16 protein-coding genes and 1 pseudogene are annotated in these 16,573 nt (G+C 73.1%); 12 read left to right on the top strand and 5 right to left on the bottom strand.

Annotation, left to right across the window (positions count from 1 at the left end; translation table 11 throughout):
* The first annotated feature begins 48 nt into the window (after nt 1-48).
* On the top strand, nt 49-300 hold the full coding sequence (locus tag KIF24_RS32320; protein WP_230415353.1) for a hypothetical protein: 252 nt from the start codon (nt 49-51) through the stop codon (nt 298-300).
* 97 nt (nt 301-397) lie between these two features.
* Here KIF24_RS32320 and KIF24_RS07440 read toward each other — a convergent pair whose 3' ends face one another.
* Complete coding sequence (locus tag KIF24_RS07440) at nt 398-844, bottom strand: SRPBCC family protein (RefSeq protein ID WP_221083405.1); 447 nt, start codon at nt 842-844, stop codon at nt 398-400.
* Between the two features lie 186 nt (nt 845-1,030).
* On the opposite strand from KIF24_RS07440, the gene KIF24_RS07435 reads away from it, so the two are divergent.
* The 4 genes from KIF24_RS07435 (at nt 1,031) to KIF24_RS07420 (ending at nt 6,451) form a co-directional block, all read left to right on the top strand.
* Nucleotides 1,031-2,380 (top strand): GH1 family beta-glucosidase, encoded by a 1,350-nt coding sequence (locus tag KIF24_RS07435; protein WP_230415352.1) that lies wholly within the window; start codon nt 1,031-1,033, stop codon nt 2,378-2,380.
* A complete protein-coding gene (locus tag KIF24_RS07430; RefSeq protein ID WP_221083404.1) occupies nt 2,377-3,648 on the top strand; it encodes an MFS transporter in 1,272 nt (423 codons plus the stop codon). Before KIF24_RS07435 ends, KIF24_RS07430 begins: the two co-directional genes overlap by 4 nt.
* A gap of 49 nt (nt 3,649-3,697) precedes the next feature.
* The gene (gene gltX, locus KIF24_RS07425; protein WP_331461032.1) at nt 3,698-5,107 is read left to right on the top strand and encodes a glutamate--tRNA ligase; all 1,410 of its coding nucleotides are present in this window, start codon (nt 3,698-3,700) and stop codon (nt 5,105-5,107) included.
* Between the two features lie 696 nt (nt 5,108-5,803).
* A complete protein-coding gene (locus KIF24_RS07420) occupies nt 5,804-6,451 on the top strand; it encodes a hypothetical protein (RefSeq protein ID WP_221083403.1) in 648 nt (215 codons plus the stop codon).
* A gap of 15 nt (nt 6,452-6,466) precedes the next feature.
* Here the strand turns inward: KIF24_RS07420 and KIF24_RS07415 are convergent, their stop codons facing one another.
* The gene (locus KIF24_RS07415; protein WP_221083402.1) at nt 6,467-6,715 is read right to left on the bottom strand and encodes a hypothetical protein; all 249 of its coding nucleotides are present in this window, start codon (nt 6,713-6,715) and stop codon (nt 6,467-6,469) included.
* On the opposite strand from KIF24_RS07415, the gene KIF24_RS07410 reads away from it, so the two are divergent.
* From KIF24_RS07410 to fabF, 5 genes and pseudogenes are all read left to right on the top strand, one after another.
* The gene (locus KIF24_RS07410) at nt 6,692-8,131 is read left to right on the top strand and encodes a PucR family transcriptional regulator (RefSeq protein WP_407939896.1); all 1,440 of its coding nucleotides are present in this window, start codon (nt 6,692-6,694) and stop codon (nt 8,129-8,131) included. The genes KIF24_RS07415 and KIF24_RS07410 overlap by 24 nt on opposite strands.
* A gap of 78 nt (nt 8,132-8,209) precedes the next feature.
* A pseudogene (locus KIF24_RS07405) lies at nt 8,210-9,194 on the top strand (ACP S-malonyltransferase); the annotation flags it as partial.
* A gap of 10 nt (nt 9,195-9,204) precedes the next feature.
* Nucleotides 9,205-10,149 (top strand): beta-ketoacyl-ACP synthase III, encoded by a 945-nt coding sequence (locus KIF24_RS07400; RefSeq protein WP_221083399.1) that lies wholly within the window; start codon nt 9,205-9,207, stop codon nt 10,147-10,149.
* Between the two features lie 84 nt (nt 10,150-10,233).
* The gene (locus KIF24_RS07395) at nt 10,234-10,473 is read left to right on the top strand and encodes an acyl carrier protein (RefSeq protein WP_007072348.1); all 240 of its coding nucleotides are present in this window, start codon (nt 10,234-10,236) and stop codon (nt 10,471-10,473) included.
* Between the two features lie 2 nt (nt 10,474-10,475).
* Entirely contained in the window at nt 10,476-11,702 is a 1,227-nt protein-coding gene (fabF, locus tag KIF24_RS07390) for a beta-ketoacyl-ACP synthase II (RefSeq protein WP_221083398.1), read from the top strand.
* A 44-nt stretch (nt 11,703-11,746) separates the two neighbouring features.
* On the opposite strand, the gene KIF24_RS07385 is transcribed toward fabF, so the two are convergent.
* Complete coding sequence (locus KIF24_RS07385; protein WP_221083397.1) at nt 11,747-13,477, bottom strand: glycoside hydrolase family 3 protein; 1,731 nt, start codon at nt 13,475-13,477, stop codon at nt 11,747-11,749.
* A 63-nt stretch (nt 13,478-13,540) separates the two neighbouring features.
* Complete coding sequence (locus tag KIF24_RS07380) at nt 13,541-14,032, bottom strand: DUF3145 domain-containing protein (RefSeq protein WP_221083396.1); 492 nt, start codon at nt 14,030-14,032, stop codon at nt 13,541-13,543.
* A gap of 312 nt (nt 14,033-14,344) precedes the next feature.
* Here KIF24_RS07380 and KIF24_RS07375 point away from each other — a divergent pair, with 312 nt between their 5' ends.
* A complete protein-coding gene (locus tag KIF24_RS07375; protein WP_221083395.1) occupies nt 14,345-14,674 on the top strand; it encodes a hypothetical protein in 330 nt (109 codons plus the stop codon).
* A 95-nt stretch (nt 14,675-14,769) separates the two neighbouring features.
* On the opposite strand, the gene KIF24_RS07370 is transcribed toward KIF24_RS07375, so the two are convergent.
* Nucleotides 14,770-15,417 (bottom strand): carbonic anhydrase, encoded by a 648-nt coding sequence (locus KIF24_RS07370; RefSeq protein WP_221083394.1) that lies wholly within the window; start codon nt 15,415-15,417, stop codon nt 14,770-14,772.
* Between the two features lie 147 nt (nt 15,418-15,564).
* Here KIF24_RS07370 and KIF24_RS07365 point away from each other — a divergent pair, with 147 nt between their 5' ends.
* Nucleotides 15,565-16,488, top strand: coding sequence for an alpha/beta fold hydrolase (locus tag KIF24_RS07365; protein WP_221083393.1), 924 nt, complete (start codon nt 15,565-15,567; stop codon nt 16,486-16,488).
* Nucleotides 16,489-16,573 lie beyond the last annotated feature (85 nt).

The raw sequence follows: 16,573 nt of genomic DNA, 5'->3' as shown, positions 1-16,573 counted from the left end.
TACACGATCACGCTCGACGGAGGGCTGCGCGCGGGCGAGTCCCACCAGGTGCTCGTCTGGCTCGGCCGCGACGGGCGGCCGGTGAACGACCTGCAACGGCACCTGGGCGCGTACGGGCACCTGGTGGCGTTGCGCCACGGCGACCTGGCGTACCTGCACGTGCACCCCGCGGCGGCGAGCCAACCCAGCTCGGTGGTGGCGTTCGGCGTCACCGTGCCGTCGGCCGGCACCTACCGGCTGTCCTTCGAGTTCCGGCACCTCGACGAGGTACGCGTCGCCGCGTTCACCGTGGTGGTGTGAGGACCGGCCCGGGTGGCGGACAGCGGTGGCGGCCCGGGTGCACCTGGAAGGGACACCGGGCCGCCACCGTCGCGGGTGACGCCAGGGACGCGATCCGTCAGCCGACGGCGGCCAGGTCGGTCAGCCGGGCCAGCGAGTCCTCCAGGTCGGCGCCGACCCGACGCAGGCCGAGCCGGAGCAGGGCGGCCTTGACCGGGCCGGCCGGCCAGCGCACGACGATCAGCCGGACGACCGTCCCACCCTCCTCCTCGTCGGGGGTGAGCTGGACGTATATCTCGGTGCGCGCCTCCGCCCGGGCACCGGCGCCCTTGGCGCGCTCGCGCCAACCGATCAGGCCCGGCTCCTGGTAGGCGATCACCTCGGCCTCATGCGCGGCACCGCGGCCGGCCTGGACCAGCTGCCGCCGGCCGAAGCCCTCCCCCGAGAGGACCTCGGCCGCGCGGACCCCGGCCAGCCAGGCCGGCAACTGCTCGGCCCGTTGCACCACATCCCAGACCGCTTCCACCGGCGCCGCCACGTGCGCGCTGCGTTCCACGAGGATCATTTCCGTCTTCCTCCAGTGAGGACATCCCACAATATTTGGAACTGTATGCGCAAAAACGGACGTATATGGACGTGTTCGCCGAAGACACGCCGAAAGGTATTGCTCTCTGCGGCCCGGGAGCCTATGGCGCCCCGCCGCGACTCGCCCTAGAGTTCCGAACACGTCTCGCGTTTCCCGGGAGAGCGCATGCCGACCGCACCGATGCCCGAGTTCCCCACCGGATTTCGCTGGGGTGTCTCCACGTCCGCGTACCAGATCGAGGGCGCCGCCCGGACCGGCGGACGCGGCCCGTCCATCTGGGACACCTTCGCCGGCTCACCCGGTCGGATCATCGACGGCAGCACCGGCGACGTGGCCTGCGACCACTACCACCGGTACGCCGAGGACGTCGCCCTGATGGCCGGGCTGGGCGTCACCGCGTACCGCTTCTCGATCGCCTGGCCCCGGGTGCTGCCGACCGGCACCGGTACGGTCAACCCCGTCGGGCTGGACTTCTACGAACGGCTGGTCGACGAACTGCTCGACCACGGCATCGACCCCGTCGCCACCCTCTTCCACTGGGACCTCCCCCAGACGCTGGAGGACGCCGGCGGCTGGCTGAACCGCGACACCGCACACCGTTTCGCCGACTACGCCGACCTGATGGCGGCCCGCCTCGGCGACCGGGTCAAGCTCTGGATCACCCTCAACGAGCCGTTCATCCACATGAGCCTCGGGCACGGCATGGGCGTACACGCGCCGGGCCGGATGCTGCTCTTCGACGCCTTCCCGGTGGCCCACCACCAACTACTCGGCCACGGTCTCGCGGTCGCCGCGCTGCGCGCCGGCAGCACCAGCCAGGTCGCCATCGCCAACAACTACTCGCCGGTGCGTACCGTCGGCGGCAGCCGGCCCGACGCCACCGCGGCGGCGGCCTACGAGGCGCTGCACAACCGGCTGTTCACCGACCCGCTGCTCGGCCGTGGGTACCCGCCCGAGCTGGGCTTCGACACCACCGTGGTGCGCGACGGCGACCTCGACGTGATCGCCGCCCCGATCGACGTGCTCGGCGTCAACTACTACCACCCCACCGCCGTACGCGCGCCCGAGGAGGGCGCCCCGCTCCCCTTCGACCTGGTGCCGCTCACCGGCTACCCGCGTACCGCCTTCGACTGGCCGGTGGTCCCGGAGGGGCTGCACGAACTGCTCGGCTGGCTGCACCGCCGCTACGGGGCGGACCTGCCGCCGGTGCAGATCACCGAGAGCGGCTGCGCCTACGACGACGCGCCGGACGCCGCCGGGCGGGTGCACGACCCGGAGCGGATCGACTACCTGGACGGCCACCTGCGGGCGGTCCGGGCCGCGATCGACGACGGAATCGACGTGACCGGCTACTTCGTCTGGTCCCTGCTGGACAACTGGGAGTGGGCCGAGGGCCTCACCAAACGCTTCGGCCTCGTCCACGTCGACTTCGGCAGCGGACACCGCACGCCCAAGTCGTCGTACGCCTGGTTGCGGGACGTGATCGCCACGGCCCGGCCGGAACCGGTCCGGTGACCACCGTCGACCCCACCCCGACGTCGCTGCCGGCCGCGCTCGCCGAGCCGAGCCTGCCGGTCCGGCGGGGCTGGATCGCGCTGCTGTTCGCCGCCAACCTCGGCGTCTGGATGGCCTTCTTCACCCCGATCCAGGTGCTGCTGCCACAGCAGCTCGGGCAGATCGCGCCGGCGAACAAGGAGACCATGCTGGCGGTGGTCACCGGATTCGGCGCCCTGGCCGCGGTGCTCGCCAACCCGCTCGCCGGCGCCCTGTCGGACCGGACCTGCCTGCGCCTGGGCCGGTGGGAGTTCGGCCGCCGGCACGTCTGGACCCTCGGCGGTGCGGTGCTCGGCGCGCTGGCGCTGGTGCTGCTCGCGCAGGCGAGCAGCGTCGTAGGGGTGGCGGTCGGCTGGGTCGCCGCGCAGGTCTGCTTCAACGCGATGCTGGCCAGCCTGACCGCCGCCGTGCCGGACCGGGTCCCGGTCACGCAGCGCGGCGGCGTCTCCGGCTGGGTCGGCATCCCCCAGGCGCTGGGGCTGGTCCTCGGCGTCGTGCTGGTCACGGCGGTGGTCACCGGCACCGCCGCCGGCTACCTGGCCATCGCCGCGGCCGTGCTGCTGTTCGCGCTGCCGTTCGCCCTGCGTACGACCGACGACCCACTGCCACGCGCGCACCGCCCGTCGCTGCGGGGCCTGCTCGCGGGGATGTGGGTGTCACCGCGCCGGTACCCGGACTTCGGCTGGGCCTGGATCACCCGGTTCCTGGTCCAGCTCGGCAACGCCCTCGGCACCCTGTACCTGCTCTACTTCCTCACCGACGAGGTGCGGGTGGCCGACCCCGAGGGTGGGCTGCTGGTGCTGATCTTGCTCTACACCGCCGGGTTGATGGCCACCACGGTGGTAGCCGGGCGACTCTCGGACCGCTCCGGCAAGCGGAAGATCTTCGTGATCGCCGCCGGGGTGGTGATCGCGGTGGCGGCACTGCTGCTGGCCGCGGCGCCCACCTGGCCGATGGCGGTGGCCGCCGCGGTGCTGCTCGGCGCCGGCTACGGGGTGTACCTGTCGGTCGACGCCGCCCTGATCACCCAGGTGCTACCGAGGGCCACCGACCGGGCCAAGGATCTCGGCGTGATCAACATCGCCAACTCGGCGCCGCAGGTGCTCGGCCCGGCCATCTCCGCGCCGATCGTGGTGTACCTGGGGGGCTACCCGGCGCTGTACGCGACCACCGCCGCGGTGACCCTGCTCGGCAGCGTCCTGGTCCTGAAGATCCGCTCGGTGCCCTGAGCCGTACCCCTCGCCGAACGCGAACGCGGACGGCCGTAGTCTGGAGGCCGTGACGGTACGTGTGCGCTTCGCCCCTTCCCCGACCGGCATGTTCCACGTCGGTGGTGCCCGCTCGGCGCTGCAGAACTGGATCTACGCCAAGCAGCAGGGCGGGGTGTTCGTGCTGCGCATCGAGGACACCGACGCGGCGCGCAACAAGCCGGAGTGGACCGAGGGCATCCTGTCGGCGCTGGACTGGATCGGCATCGAGCGGAGCAGCTACGAGGGCCCCTACTTCCAGTCCTCCTACGCCGACGAGCATCGCGCCGCCGCGCGGCGACTGCACGACTCGGGCCGGGCGTACTACTGCGACTGCACCCGGGAGGCGGTGCAGGCCCGCACCGGCTCCCAGTACACCGGCTACGACGGCTACTGCCGCGACCGGGGGCTGCCGCCCGGCGAGGGCCGGGCCCTGCGTTTCCGCACCCCGGACGAGGGTTCGACGGTGGTCACCGACCTGATCCGGGGTGAGCCGACCTTCGAGAACAGGCTCATCGAGGACTTCGTCATCGCCCGGGGCGACGGCTCGCCGGTGTTCCTGCTGGCCAACGTGGTGGACGACATGACGATGGGGATCACCCACGTGATCCGGGCCGAGGAGCACCTGCCCAACACCCCGAAGCAACAACTGCTCTGGGACGCGCTCGGGGTGAAACCACCGGTCTGGGCACACGTGCCGGTGGTGGTGAACGAGAAGCGGCAGAAGCTGTCCAAGCGCCGCGACAAGGTCGCCCTGGAGGCGTACCGGGACGAGGGCTACCTCGCCGCGGCGATGCGCAACTACCTGATGCTGCTCGGCTGGGCACCCTCGGGCGATCGGGAGATCGTGCCCTGGCCGGTCATCGAGGAGGAGTTCCGGCTGGCGGAGGTCAACCCGTCACCGGCCTTCTTCGACGAGAAGAAGCTGCGCGCGTTCAACGGGGAGTACATCCGGGCGCTCCCGGTCGAGGAGTTCGTCGAGGTCTGCCAGCCGTGGCTGACCGGCACCGGCACCATCGCACCGCCACCCTGGCGGCCGGAGGAGTTCGACCCGGCCGCGTTCGCCGCCGTGGCGCCACTGGCACAGACCCGGATCGCGGTGCTCAGCGAGATCGTGCCGAATGTCGACTTCCTCTTCGTCGCCTCGCCGCTGATCGACGAGGCAGCCTGGGCCAAGGCGATGAAGGCAGGCTCGGCCGAGCTGCTGGACGACGCCATCGCCGCCTTCGAGACCATCGAGTCGTGGGACGCTGAGACGCTCAAGGCCACCCTTGAGGCGGTCGGCGCGGCGCGCGGCCTCAAGCTCGGCAAGGCCCAGGCGCCGGTACGCGTCGCGGTCACCGGACGCACCGTCGGGTTGCCGCTGTTCGAGTCGCTGGAGGTGCTCGGCCCCGAGCGCGCCCTGACCCGGATGCGCGCCGCCCGGGTACGCCTGATCTGAGCGCCGCAGCCTGTTGCGGCACCGCCCCCGGCGACGATGCCCCCACCGGGCTGCCGGGCCCCACCGGGCTGCCGGGAACCCCGTCCCCGCGGGGACGACGACACCGGCTGGCGCAACGCCGAACTGCGGGGCGATGCCGGGCCGGGTCACGAATCCACCTGTCCGCCCTGTCGAGCTGATAGCGCAGACGGATCACCCAACCCGGCGGGCGGCGGGCGGCGGGCGGCGATAGCGCCGCCGGTTCAGCTCGACAGGGCGCGAGGGGAACGAGTCCCTCCCGATCGAAGCCCGAGCGATCGACCACCCGGCCGACCACGCCGGCCGGACCGTCGTCCCGGTGGTCAGGATGAACCGGATCTCGCCGGCGATCGGCTGACCATCCGGGCGTGAGCGGCACGCTGACCAGCTTGCCGGAGAGGCGTGGCGGCCCGCCGAGCGCATCGGCGTTGTCCCGGCGTCGCGTCCCGCCCCCCATCATGGCCTCCGCACGGTAAGATCCGCCCACTGGTCCAGGCGGTCGTTGGTCGAGTCGCGATCGCAGATAGTTCCAATTAGTGTTCCATCAGCTGCAACCGATCGACGTTCCGTGGAGTCTTTGAGGTGGGCACCCGTCCTGAGGGCACGGTCACCACCGTCAGCCTTCCAGCGTGTGACCCCTGCAGCACAGCCAGCCATCGAACGGGGCGAGGAGGCGGCATGGTCCGACGGATGAGGCGACTGATTTCGACGGTGGTCGGCGGCTTCGCGGCCCTGCTGCTGGTGCTCACCTTCGCCGGGGCGGCCACGGCCGCGCCGAAGACGCCGCCGGCCGGGGTGGACATTACCGGGCACGGGCTGGACGAGCCGTTGCGGCTGCGCGCGGCCTCCCACCCGGAGTACGTCGTGGCCGTCATCGAGCAGGTCAACCACCGTGGCCTCGTCCGTCAGTCGGGCGGCCCGAAGAAGGCCGACCTCGGTCCGAAGTACACGGTCGTGGTGCTCGCGGGCGACGTTCCGAAGCAGACCTACGTCCTATACCCGAAGGCGGTCGGCGGGCCGCGGGTCTTCCGGCCGGCCAAGCAGCCGGACCGCAAGATCTCCCCAGCCTGGTACCTGGGGCGGGTCAGCATGTCCGAGACGTTGCGGACCGCCGGCGTGCCGCTGGAGCGGACGTACGAGGCGGTCAGCGGCGGGGCGGGCGGGGGCGAACGCATCATCCCGGAGGACGCGCTCAACCCGGCTCAGGACATCGACGAGGCGTTCAGCGAGCTGCGTCGCCTGCTCCTGTTGAACGTGGCGGTGATGCTGGTGATCACCATCGGCCTCGCCGGGATCGCGCTGCTGATCCGCCGCCGTACCCGCTGAGCCGCCCCACCCCGCTCAGCACCAGCGGCGCGGTGGGCGCTCCCGCCGGACGTTGCGGTGCGCCGGGCGGACCGGTCCGTGCCGGTGCGCCCCGGCCCAGCCGGGCAGCTCGCTCAGGCAGCCACCGGTCGCCGGCTCGGGTTGCCCGGGAGCCGGCGGCTCCGCGGCGCGTTGACGGGGCACCGACGCCTCGACGCCCCGGAGCGAGGCGGGCGTGACGTCCTCCCCCTGGGCGCAGCCGTGGTCGGCCTCCCCGTACGCCATCGGCGTCTCCTCACCCTCTCGCCCTCACCCGTCGGCGCCCACCCGACGTGCTCTGTCACCGTACTGGCCGCATCCGACGGGCCGTGCGGCGCGTACCCCGGTCGGCCCGCCGGGGCGCCGGCGACGCCTGCCGTCGAGGTCCAGGTGAGGACATGTCAGGCTAGGCCGGTGAGCGAGTCGGGCGGGACGGACCTGACGGCCACGCTGCGCCGGATCGAACGGGCCGCCGGGGCGCTGGCCACCGCGAGCGTGGCCCGGATGGACGACACCCTGCCCTGGTTCCGGGAACTGCCGGCCGACCAGCGCTCGTGGGTGATGCTCGTGGCCCAGGCCGGCGCCCGGTCCCTGGTCCAGTGGTTGCGCTCCGGCAGCGGAACGGGCGAGGGCACCCAGGAGGTGTCCGACGAGGTGTTCGCCACCGCACCGCAGGCCCTGGCCCGCTCGATCACCCTCCAGCAGACCGTCGCACTGATCAAGGTCACGATCGACGTGGTGGAGGAGCAGGTCGGCGAGCTCGCCGCCCCGGGCGAGGAGCCGCAGTTGCGCGAGGCGGTGTTGCGGTTCTCCCGGGAGATCGCTTTCGCCGCCGCCCGGGTGTACGCCCGGGCCGCCGAGTCTCGCGGCTCCTGGGACGCCCGCCTCCAGGCACTGCTGGTGGACGCGCTGCTGCGCGGCGACTCCCCGGACGTGCTGGCCAGCCGCGCCGCCGCGCTCGGCTGGACGGACGCACCACCGGTGTCGGTGGCGGTCGGTCCCTCCCCCGGCGGCGAGGTCTCCGTCGTGCTGCACACCGTCTACCGGCAGGCCCGGCGGATCGGGGTCGAGGTCATCGGCGGTGTGCACGGCGACCGCCTGGTGATCGTGCTCGGCGGGGCGGCCGACCCGGTCGCGGCGACCGGCAAGCTGCTGACCGCCTTCGGCGAGGGGCCGGTGGTCGTCGGTCCGGCGGTGCCGAGCCTGGACGAGGCCACCGAGTCCGCCCGGGCGGCGCTCGCCGGGTACCGGGCGGCGCCGGCCTGGCCCGCCGCGCCCCGGCCGGTCCACGCCGGCGACCTGCTGCCCGAGCGGGCTCTCGCCGGCGACGCCGAGGCCCGCCGGCGGCTGCGTCACGACGTGTACGCGGTGCTGGTCCGGGCCGGTGGTGAGCTGCTGGAGACGCTGGACGCCTTCTTTGCCGCGGGCGGCACGCTGGAGAGCGCCGCCCGGGCGCTGTACGTGCATCCGAACACCGTTCGCTACCGGCTGCGGCGGATCTCCGACGTCACCGGATTCAGCCCGCTGGCCCCCCGGGACGCCTTCGCGCTCCGGGTCGCACTGACCGTCGGCCGGCTGGACCCGGTGGGACCGACCCCGACATTGGCCCCACCCATCGGTAAAAGATCACAGAGCGGCGATGATCAGCACCAATCTTTGTAGGATCCCTCCAACTGTCCTAGTGCGGTTTGGTGCCAGCCGGCACAGCGCAACCCGTGGGTATCCAGGAGAGTCATAGACGTGCTCGCCGTACTCTGCCCCGGCCAGGGTTCCCAGAAACCCGGCTTCCTGACTCCCTGGCTCGACCTGCCCGGCACCGAAGCCCGACTGCGCTCGTGGTCCGCGCTGGCCGGGGTCGACCTCGTGCACCTGGGCACCGACGCCGACGCCGACGAGATCCGGGACACCGCCCGTACCCAGCCGCTGCTGGTCGCCGCGTCGCTGCTCGCCGCCGAGCACCTGCCGATGCACGACGTCTCGCTGACCGCCGGGCACAGCGTCGGCGAGCTCGGTGCGGCGGCACTGGCCGGGGCGCTGCCGGCGGATGCCGCGATCACCCTCGCCGGCGTACGCGGCCGGGAGATGGCCGCCGCCTGTTCGGTGGAGCCGACCGGCATGGCCGCCGTGCTCGGCGGCGATCCGGACGAGGTGATCGCCTCGATCAGCGGGCACGGGCTGCACGCCGCGAACCGCAACGGCACCGGTCAGATCGTCGCCGCCGGCGAGGTCGCCGGGCTGGAGAAGCTCGCCGCCGAGCCGCCGGCCCGGGCGCGGGTCATCCGGCTACAGGTGGCGGGCGCGTTCCACACCCCGTACATGGCCCCGGCGGAGGCGGCGCTGGCCACGGTCGCGGCCGGGGTCACCCCGAGCGACCCGACCCGGATGCTGTTGTCCAACCTCGACGGGTCACCCGTGGACCACGGCGGGGAACTGCTCCAGCGGCTGGTCCGCCAGGTGACCGCCCCGGTCCGCTGGGACCTCTGCATGGCCACCCTCGCCGACCTCGGCGTCACCGGCGTGATCGAGCTGCCGCCCGCCGGCACGCTCGCCGGGCTGGTCAAGCGCGAGCTCAAGGGCGCGGGTGCCCCGGAGATCGTCACCCTGAACACCCCCGACGGCCTGCCCGCCGCCCGCGACCTGATCGCCCGGCACGGCGTGGCATCCGGCCGGGCGCAGCACACCGACGACAATCCGAACACGTCTCGTGGCGAGACCGACCGTAGGGGGGCCTCGTCGTGACGGGCAGCCGCATCCTGTCCCTGGGGCACTACCAGCCGTCCCGGGTGGTGACCAACGACGACATCGCCCAACTGGTGGAGACCAGCGACGAGTGGATCCGCGACCGGGTCGGCGTCGTGACCCGGCGGATCGCCGGTGACGAGACGGTCGCCGACATGGCCGCCGCCGCCGCCGACAAGGCGCTGGCCAACTCCGGCCTGACCGCCGCCGACATCGACCTGGTCGTGGTGGCCACCTGCACCTCGATCGACCGCAGTCCGAACGTGGCCTGCCGGGTCGCCGCCACGTTGGGCATCAACGCGCCCGGGGCGTTCGACGTCAACACCGCCTGCTCCGGTTTCGCGTACGCGCTGGGCACCGTCGACCACGCGATCCGGGCCGGTGCCTCGCGCAACGCCATCGTGATCGGCGCGGAGAAGCTCTCCGACTTCACCGACTGGACCGACCGTTCCACCTGCATCATCTTCGGCGACGGCGCCGGAGCGGCCGTGGTCACCGCCGCCGCCGAGGGCGAGCCGGCCGGCGTCGGCCCGGTGGTGTGGGGCTCGGTGCCCGAGCGCGGCGACGCGGTGCGCATCGAAGGCTGGCGGCCGTACGTCGCCCAGGAGGGCCAGACGGTGTTCCGCTGGGCCACCACCGCGTTGGCGCCGCTGGCCGTGCAGGCGTGCGAGCGGGCCGGGGTCGACCCCTCCGAGCTGGCCGCGTTCGTCCCGCACCAGGCCAACTCCCGAATCATCGACGGGATCGCCAAGCGGCTGAACATCCCGCAGGCGATCATCGCCAAGGACATCGTCGAGTCCGGCAACACCTCGGCGGCCAGCATCCCGCTGGCGCTGTCCAAGCTCGTCGAGCGGCGCGAGGTGACCTCGGGTGCGCCGGTGCTGCTGTTCGGCTTCGGCGGGGGCCTGACCTATGCCGGTCAGGTCGTCCGCTGCCCCTGATACCCCCTCGGCGCCGTGGCGCCGGGGAACGACGGGTGGCGTCGCCGCCCCGTCGAGAGAACCCGATGAGAGGAACCCACCGCAATGACCCGTGACGAGATCACCGCCGGCCTCGCCGAGATCCTCGAAGAGGTTGCCGGGGTGAACCCGGACGACGTGGCCGAGGGGAAGTCCTTCACCGACGACCTGGACGTCGACTCGCTCTCCATGGTGGAGGTCGTGGTGGCGGCCGAGGAGAAGTTCGGCGTCAAGATCCCCGACAACGAGGTGCAGAACCTCAAGACCGTCGGGGACGCCGTCAGCTACATCGAGGCGCAGTCCTGATCATGAGTCGCATCGACGTCGTCGTCACCGGGCTCGGCGCGACCACCCCGCTGGGCGGGGACGTCGCGTCGACCTGGGACGCCATGCTCGCCGGCCGCTCCGGGGTGAGTCCGCTCACCCAGGAGTGGGCCGGGCAACTGCCCGTCCGGATCGCCGCCCAACTGGCGGTCGATCCCTCGACCGTGCTGGACCGGGTGAAGCTGCGCCGGCTGGACCGCTCGGAGGCGATCGCGTTGATCGCCGCCCACCAGGCCTGGGCGGACGCCGGCCTGGCCGACGCCGGGCTCGACCCGGAACGGCTGGGAGTCAGCATCGGCTCCGGCATCGGTGGCGCGGTCACCCTGCTCGCCCAGGACGACATCCTGGAGGCCTCCGGCCCCCGCCGGGTGTCCCCGCACACCGTGCCCATGTTGATGCCCAACGGCCCGGCCGCCTGGGTGGGCCTGGAGCTCCGCGCGCAGGCGGGCGTGCACTCGGTGGCCAGCGCCTGCGCCACCGGCGCCGAGGCGATCGCGCTGGGCCTGGACATGATCCGGGCCGGCCGCGCCGACGTGGTGGTGGCCGGCGGCACCGAGGCGGTGATCCACCCGCTGCCGATCGCCGGCTTCGCCTCGATGCGGGCCATGTCCACCCGCAACGACGAGCCGGAGCGGGCCTCCCGGCCGTGGGACAAGGGCCGGGACGGCTTCGTCCTCGGCGAGGGTTCCGGCATCGTGGTGCTGGAACGGGCCGAGCACGCCGCCGCCCGGGGCGCCCGGGTGTACGCGCGGCTGGCCGGCGCGGGCATCACCTCCGACGGCTTCGACATCGTCCAGCCGCACCCGGAGGGCGCCGGCGCGATCCGGGCCATCGCGAAGGCCATCGCCGACGCGGGCGTGGCGAGGACCGACATCACCCACGTCAACGCCCACGCCACCTCGACGCCGGTGGGCGACATCGCGGAGATCACGGCGCTGCGTACCGCGCTGGGCGACCACGCGGTGCTCACCGCCACCAAGTCCATGTCCGGTCATCTGCTCGGTGCCGCCGGCGCCCTCGAGTCGATCGCCTGCATCCTGGCCATCCGCGACAGCGTGGTCCCGCCGACGATCAATCTGGACGACCCGGACGACGGCCTCACCCTGGACGTGGTCGTCAACAAGTCCCGGCACCTGGACGTGCCCGCCGCGCTGAACAACTCGTTCGGTTTCGGCGGCCACAACGTGGCTCTCGTCTTCACCCGGGCCTGACCCGCGGCGCCGACAGTCTCGCCGCCCCGGCCCGGCCGGGGCGGTCAGCCCGAGCAGGTGGTGGCCGGCAGCCCGCTCACCTTGACCGGGGAGCGTCCGGACGGGCGGGCCTTACCGGCGAGCACGTCGGCGAGGGCGGCCATCGAGGCCCGGCTCGACGAGTAGGTGGCCAGCAGGGTCGGTGAGGACGCCCGGGCCAGCAGGTACGGGGTGTCCATGGCGACCGTGACGGCGGCGTCGGCCCGTAGGTCGTCAGCGCCGTCGCCGTACCCGACCAGGTGGACCAGCGTGCCACCGCTGGGCACCACCGTCATCCCGGCCGAGGTCAACGCCTCGGTCAACGCCGCCCGGGTGTGTGCCCGACCGCCCGAGGAGGTGACCGTGACCGGGCCACCGACCCCGCTGGCGTCGCACCGGCCGCGCAGCACCGTGACCGCGCCTGCGGCCAGCGCCTGCGCCGCCGCGCGGTGGGCCGGGACGCCCAACGTGGACAACTCCGGCGTGCCCCGGTCGGCCAGGCTGAACTTCATGGTCAGCACGCGGGTGGCCGCCTCCACCAGCCTGGCCCGGGGCAACGAACCGTCCCGCAGCGCCGTCAACAGCCCGTCGTGGGCCTGACCGACGTGCGGGGGCATGAGGATCAGGTCGTTGCCGGCCTTGAGGGCGCGGACCGCCGCCTCGCCGGGTCCCCAGCGGCGGGCCGGCGGCATGTTCATCCCGTCGGTGATCACCACACCCTGGAAGCCGAGTTCGCCGCGCAGCACGTCGGTGAGCAGCTTGTCCGAGAAGGTGGCCGGCACACCCGGGTCGACCGAGCGTACGTCGAGGTGGGCGGACATCACGGCCAGCGCACCGGCCTCGATGCCGGCGGTGAACGGTGGCCACGCCTCGGCGGCCAGCCTGCCCCGGGACTGGTCGAGGACGGGCAGGTCCCGGTGCGAGTCGGCGGCGCTGTGGCCGTGCCCCGGGAAGTGCTTGAGCGTGGCCGCCACCCCGGCGGTCTGCAGCCCGCGGACCGCGCCGCCGACCTGGTCCGCCGCGCGTTGCGGATCCGCGCCGAACGACCGGGATCCGATCACGGTGCTGCGGGTGACCAGCACGTCGGCGACGGGCGCGAAGTCGAGGTTGATGCCCATGGCGGCCAGTTCGGTGCCGGCGGCATGCCAGGCGGCCTCGGTCAACGCCGGGTCACCGGCGGCTCCGGCGCCGAGCGCGCTGGGCAGCATGGTCACCCCGTCGATGATCCGGGTGACCACGCCGTGCTCCTGGTCGGTGCCGATCAGGAAGGGCGCCGTCGCGGTGGGCAGCCTCGCGGCGGCCTCGCGCAGCCCGGTGGTCAGCTTCCGGACCTGCTTCGGGTTGTCGACGTTGGTGGTCACCTGGTTGCCCCGGGTGGGGTCGTCCGCGCTGAAGCCCACCAGGATCAGCCCGCCGAGCCGGTACTTCTCGATCATTTCGGCCGGCGTGTCCACCCCGCCGAGGGCCTGGTTGCCGGCCGCCGAGCCGGCCGAGACCGTCGTCGCCTGGTCGCCGTACGCGTACGGCATCAGCACCTGACCGACCAGGTCCTCGTCGGCGAGTTCGGCGACCAGGGCGGCGGCCCGGGTCGCCGGGTCCTCCGGCGGGGCGCTCGACGGCGGCGGCACCTCCGGGGCCGGTGCCGGCGTCGGACCTGATCCGGGCCGCTGCCCGGGGTCGGAGCAGCCGGCGGCGAGCAGTGCGGTCACGGCGAGCGCGGCGGCGACGCGCCGAGGGGTGGTCGACACGCCGACCATCCCACCAGCTCACCGCGTATCGGGGCAACTCGACCTTCGTCGCCTCACCCGACACCGGTCCGGTCAACCGACCCTGGTGAGCAGGGTCACCGGCGCGCCGTCACCGGCGTAGCGGTACGGCTCCAGTTCGGCGTCCCAGGCGGTGCCGAGCGCCTTGTCCAGGGCGTGCGCCAGGGCCTCGGGCGCCCGCGCACCGGCCATGATGCTGCGCAACCGGTCCTCGCCGAGCTGGATGTCCCCGGCGGCGCCGACGGTCGCCCGGAACAACCCCCGGCCCGGGACGTGCATGAAGCGTTCGCCGTCGGCGCCCGGACTGGGCTCCTCGGTGACCTCGAAACGGATCATAGGCCACTGCCGGAGGGCAGCGGCCAGCTCGGCGCCCGTTCCGGGGCGACCGGACCACCCGCACTCGGCCCGGCGGGCACCGGGATCGACGGGCTGGGCCGTCCACTGCAGGTTGACCGGCGCGGCGAGGACGCGCGCGATCGCCCACTCGACGTGTGAGCACACGGCGAGCGGGGTCGAGTGGACATATACGACGCCACGCGTTGGCACGGTGACCTCCCGGAGTGCGAGGTGCGTCTTCCCCTACGACCTCGTCCGAGCCGGGTGCGTTGCTGCAACACATGATGACTGGTGTGACGGATGGTGCGCCAGGGAATCGGCAAATCCGCCGGCCGGAATACCCGGACAGGTGACTGCCGTTCCACCTCGTGGCGCCGCGATGACCGCCTGGCATCGTGGGTCGTGTACAGTTCCATCGGCGGCCTGTGCCGCGTAAGCCTCTGCGGGTCGCACCCATCCGGTGCCGCCCCGCAACAGCCCCCGGACGTTTCGTCCTCCGTACGTCTTGCAAGGAGTACCTCCGTGGCGAGCAACACCTCTAAGACCGCGCGCGCGTCAGTCCGGGCCGGCCAGGCTGGCCAGGGTGGCGCCCTCAGCGTGCTGGGCGAGTTCAAGTACCTGATCCCGCTCAACGGCGGCAAGCACGCCTACGTGCGGAACCTGACCAACGGCAAGACGGCGCACCTGCGCACCGACTCCGAGGCCTTCGTCGAGGAGATCCGGGTGCTGGCCGCCGCCGGCCACGCCGCCAAGATTCGGGCGGAGATCAACGGCCTCAACGACACCCACCCGGGTGACGGCTGGGACGCCACCGAGAAGCGCCTGGTCGAGGCCGGCGTCTTCGAGGGCTGATCCCGCCACTCCCGATCACGCACCACCAGCGAACGCCCGCCGGCCCACCCCGGCGGGCGTTCCCCGTTTCCCCAGAACTCCGCGATCGGCGTTGGTCAGCGGGGGTCGAGGAGGGTGACCTGGCCGGTGGAGAGGTCGTAGAGGGCGCCGGTGACGGCGATCCGGCCGGTGTCCACGGGGGTCGCCAGGAGGGGGTCGGCGCGTAGCGCGGCCACCGTGCGGGCGACGTGCCGGCGGACGGCCAGCGGTTGCACCTCCGGGTCGTTGACGCCCACCTCGGTCACCGCGGGTGCGATCCGGTCGACCAGGTGGGCCAGCGCGCCAGCCGGTCGCCGGCCGGTGCGCAGCGACTCGACCGTCGCCTCGACCGCGCCGCAGCGCTCGTGCCCCAGCACCATCACCAGCGGTACGCCCAGCACCTCGACCACGTACTCGATCGAGCCGAGGACCGCCCGGTCCAGCACGTGGCCGCCGGTTCGGATCACGCAGATCGACCCGAAGGTCTGGTCGAAGATCGCCTCCAGCGGCACCCGCGAGTCGATGCAGCCCAGCAGGACGGCGTACGGCTGCTGGTCGCCGGAGGCGCTGGCGGCGGCCGCGGTCACGTCGTGCCCGTGCACCGGCTGGCCGCTGACGAAGCGCCGGTTGCCCGCGAGCAGTTCGGCGAGGGCCACCCGGGGTGTCCCTCCGGGTGCCCGGCCGCCCGGCGCCGGGCGGCCGGGCACGTCCCGTGACACTGACATGTCCTCAGCCTGACCGTGCCGTGGCCGGCGCGGAGCGGTTGCCGGGATCTTCTCAGCGCCCCGGTTCGCGTGGTCTCATGACGGGTAGCTGGTGTTACCACCGGGTATCCCCGGCGTTACGCATCGGTGCGGTCGTGGGAGGTGGCGATGCCGGAGCCGATCGAGGTGCGGATGGGCGACGAGGTACGCCTGCACGTGGAGACCACCGGTCCGGCGGACGCCGAGGTCACCGCCGTGCTGTTGCACGGCTGGACGCTGGACGGGCGCAGCTGGCACCGGCAGGTGGCCGCCCTGCGGGAAACGTTCGGATCGGTCCGGGTGCTCACCTACGACGCGCGGGGGCATGGTCGTTCCAGCTGCATGGCGCTGCCCACGGCGACCCTGTCCCAGCTCGGCGACGACCTCGCCGCGGTGCTGGACGCCGTGGTGCCCGCCGGCCGGGTGGTGCTGGTCGGCCACTCGATGGGCGGCATGACGATCATGGAGTACGCGCACCGTCACCCCGGGCACTTCTCCCGACGCACCGCCGGACTGGTCTTCGTCTCCACCACCGCCGAGGGGCACACGCACACCGTCTACGGCCTGTCGCCCCGGATCGCCCGGATCATCCGGCTGGCCGAGACCACCGGCGCGGGGGTACTGGCCCGCTGCGGCGCCTGGCGCCCGCCCCGCGCCCTGCTGCGCGCGCTGCGACCCAGCATCCGCTGGATGCTCTTCGGCGACCGCTGCGAGCCGACCGACATCCGGCTGGTGACCTCCGCGGTGGCCCGTGCCTCGCTGCGTTCGATCGGTGGCTTCCGGGCCTCGATCGGCACCCACCACCGGCTGGCCACGCTCGCCGCGCTGGCCCACCTGCCGGCCGCGGCCCTGGTCGGCGACAAGGACCGCCTCACCCCGCCGCCGTGCGCGGAGTCGATCGCCGCCGCCCTGCCGGCCACCGAGCTGACCGTCTGCCGTGGCGCCGGACACATGCTGATGATGGAGCGCCCCGACGAGGTCAACTCCGCCCTGCACGGCGTGCTGCACCGGGTCCTCGACGCCGTTGCCGCCCGGCACCACGTCGACGGCTGACGGCGGGCACCCGCCCGCCGCTGGCGTGCACGAGGTGCCCGTCCGCGCAGCGTGGGCACGGGGGCGTAATCTCGTGCGGTTGGCC

The sequence above is a fragment of the Micromonospora tarapacensis genome, from assembly GCF_019697375.1.
GTDB classification, from domain to species: Bacteria; Actinomycetota; Actinomycetes; order Mycobacteriales; family Micromonosporaceae; genus Micromonospora; species Micromonospora tarapacensis.
This window is presented reverse-complemented; position numbering and strand designations above follow the sequence as displayed.

Coding starts and splice junctions, on each gene's coding strand:
- KIF24_RS07440 (WP_221083405.1), bottom strand. CDS start 844: ATGATCCTCGTGGAACGCAGCGCGCACGTGGCGGCGCCGGTGGAAGCG.
- KIF24_RS07435 (WP_230415352.1), top strand. CDS start 1,031: ATGCCGACCGCACCGATGCCCGAGTTCCCCACCGGATTTCGCTGGGGT.
- KIF24_RS07420 (WP_221083403.1), top strand. CDS start 5,804: ATGGTCCGACGGATGAGGCGACTGATTTCGACGGTGGTCGGCGGCTTC.
- KIF24_RS07415 (WP_221083402.1), bottom strand. CDS start 6,715: ATGGCGTACGGGGAGGCCGACCACGGCTGCGCCCAGGGGGAGGACGTC.
- KIF24_RS07395 (WP_007072348.1), top strand. CDS start 10,234: ATGACCCGTGACGAGATCACCGCCGGCCTCGCCGAGATCCTCGAAGAG.
- fabF (WP_221083398.1), top strand. CDS start 10,476: ATGAGTCGCATCGACGTCGTCGTCACCGGGCTCGGCGCGACCACCCCG.
- KIF24_RS07385 (WP_221083397.1), bottom strand. CDS start 13,477: ATGGTCGGCGTGTCGACCACCCCTCGGCGCGTCGCCGCCGCGCTCGCC.
- KIF24_RS07370 (WP_221083394.1), bottom strand. CDS start 15,417: ATGTCAGTGTCACGGGACGTGCCCGGCCGCCCGGCGCCGGGCGGCCGG.
- KIF24_RS07365 (WP_221083393.1), top strand. CDS start 15,565: ATGCCGGAGCCGATCGAGGTGCGGATGGGCGACGAGGTACGCCTGCAC.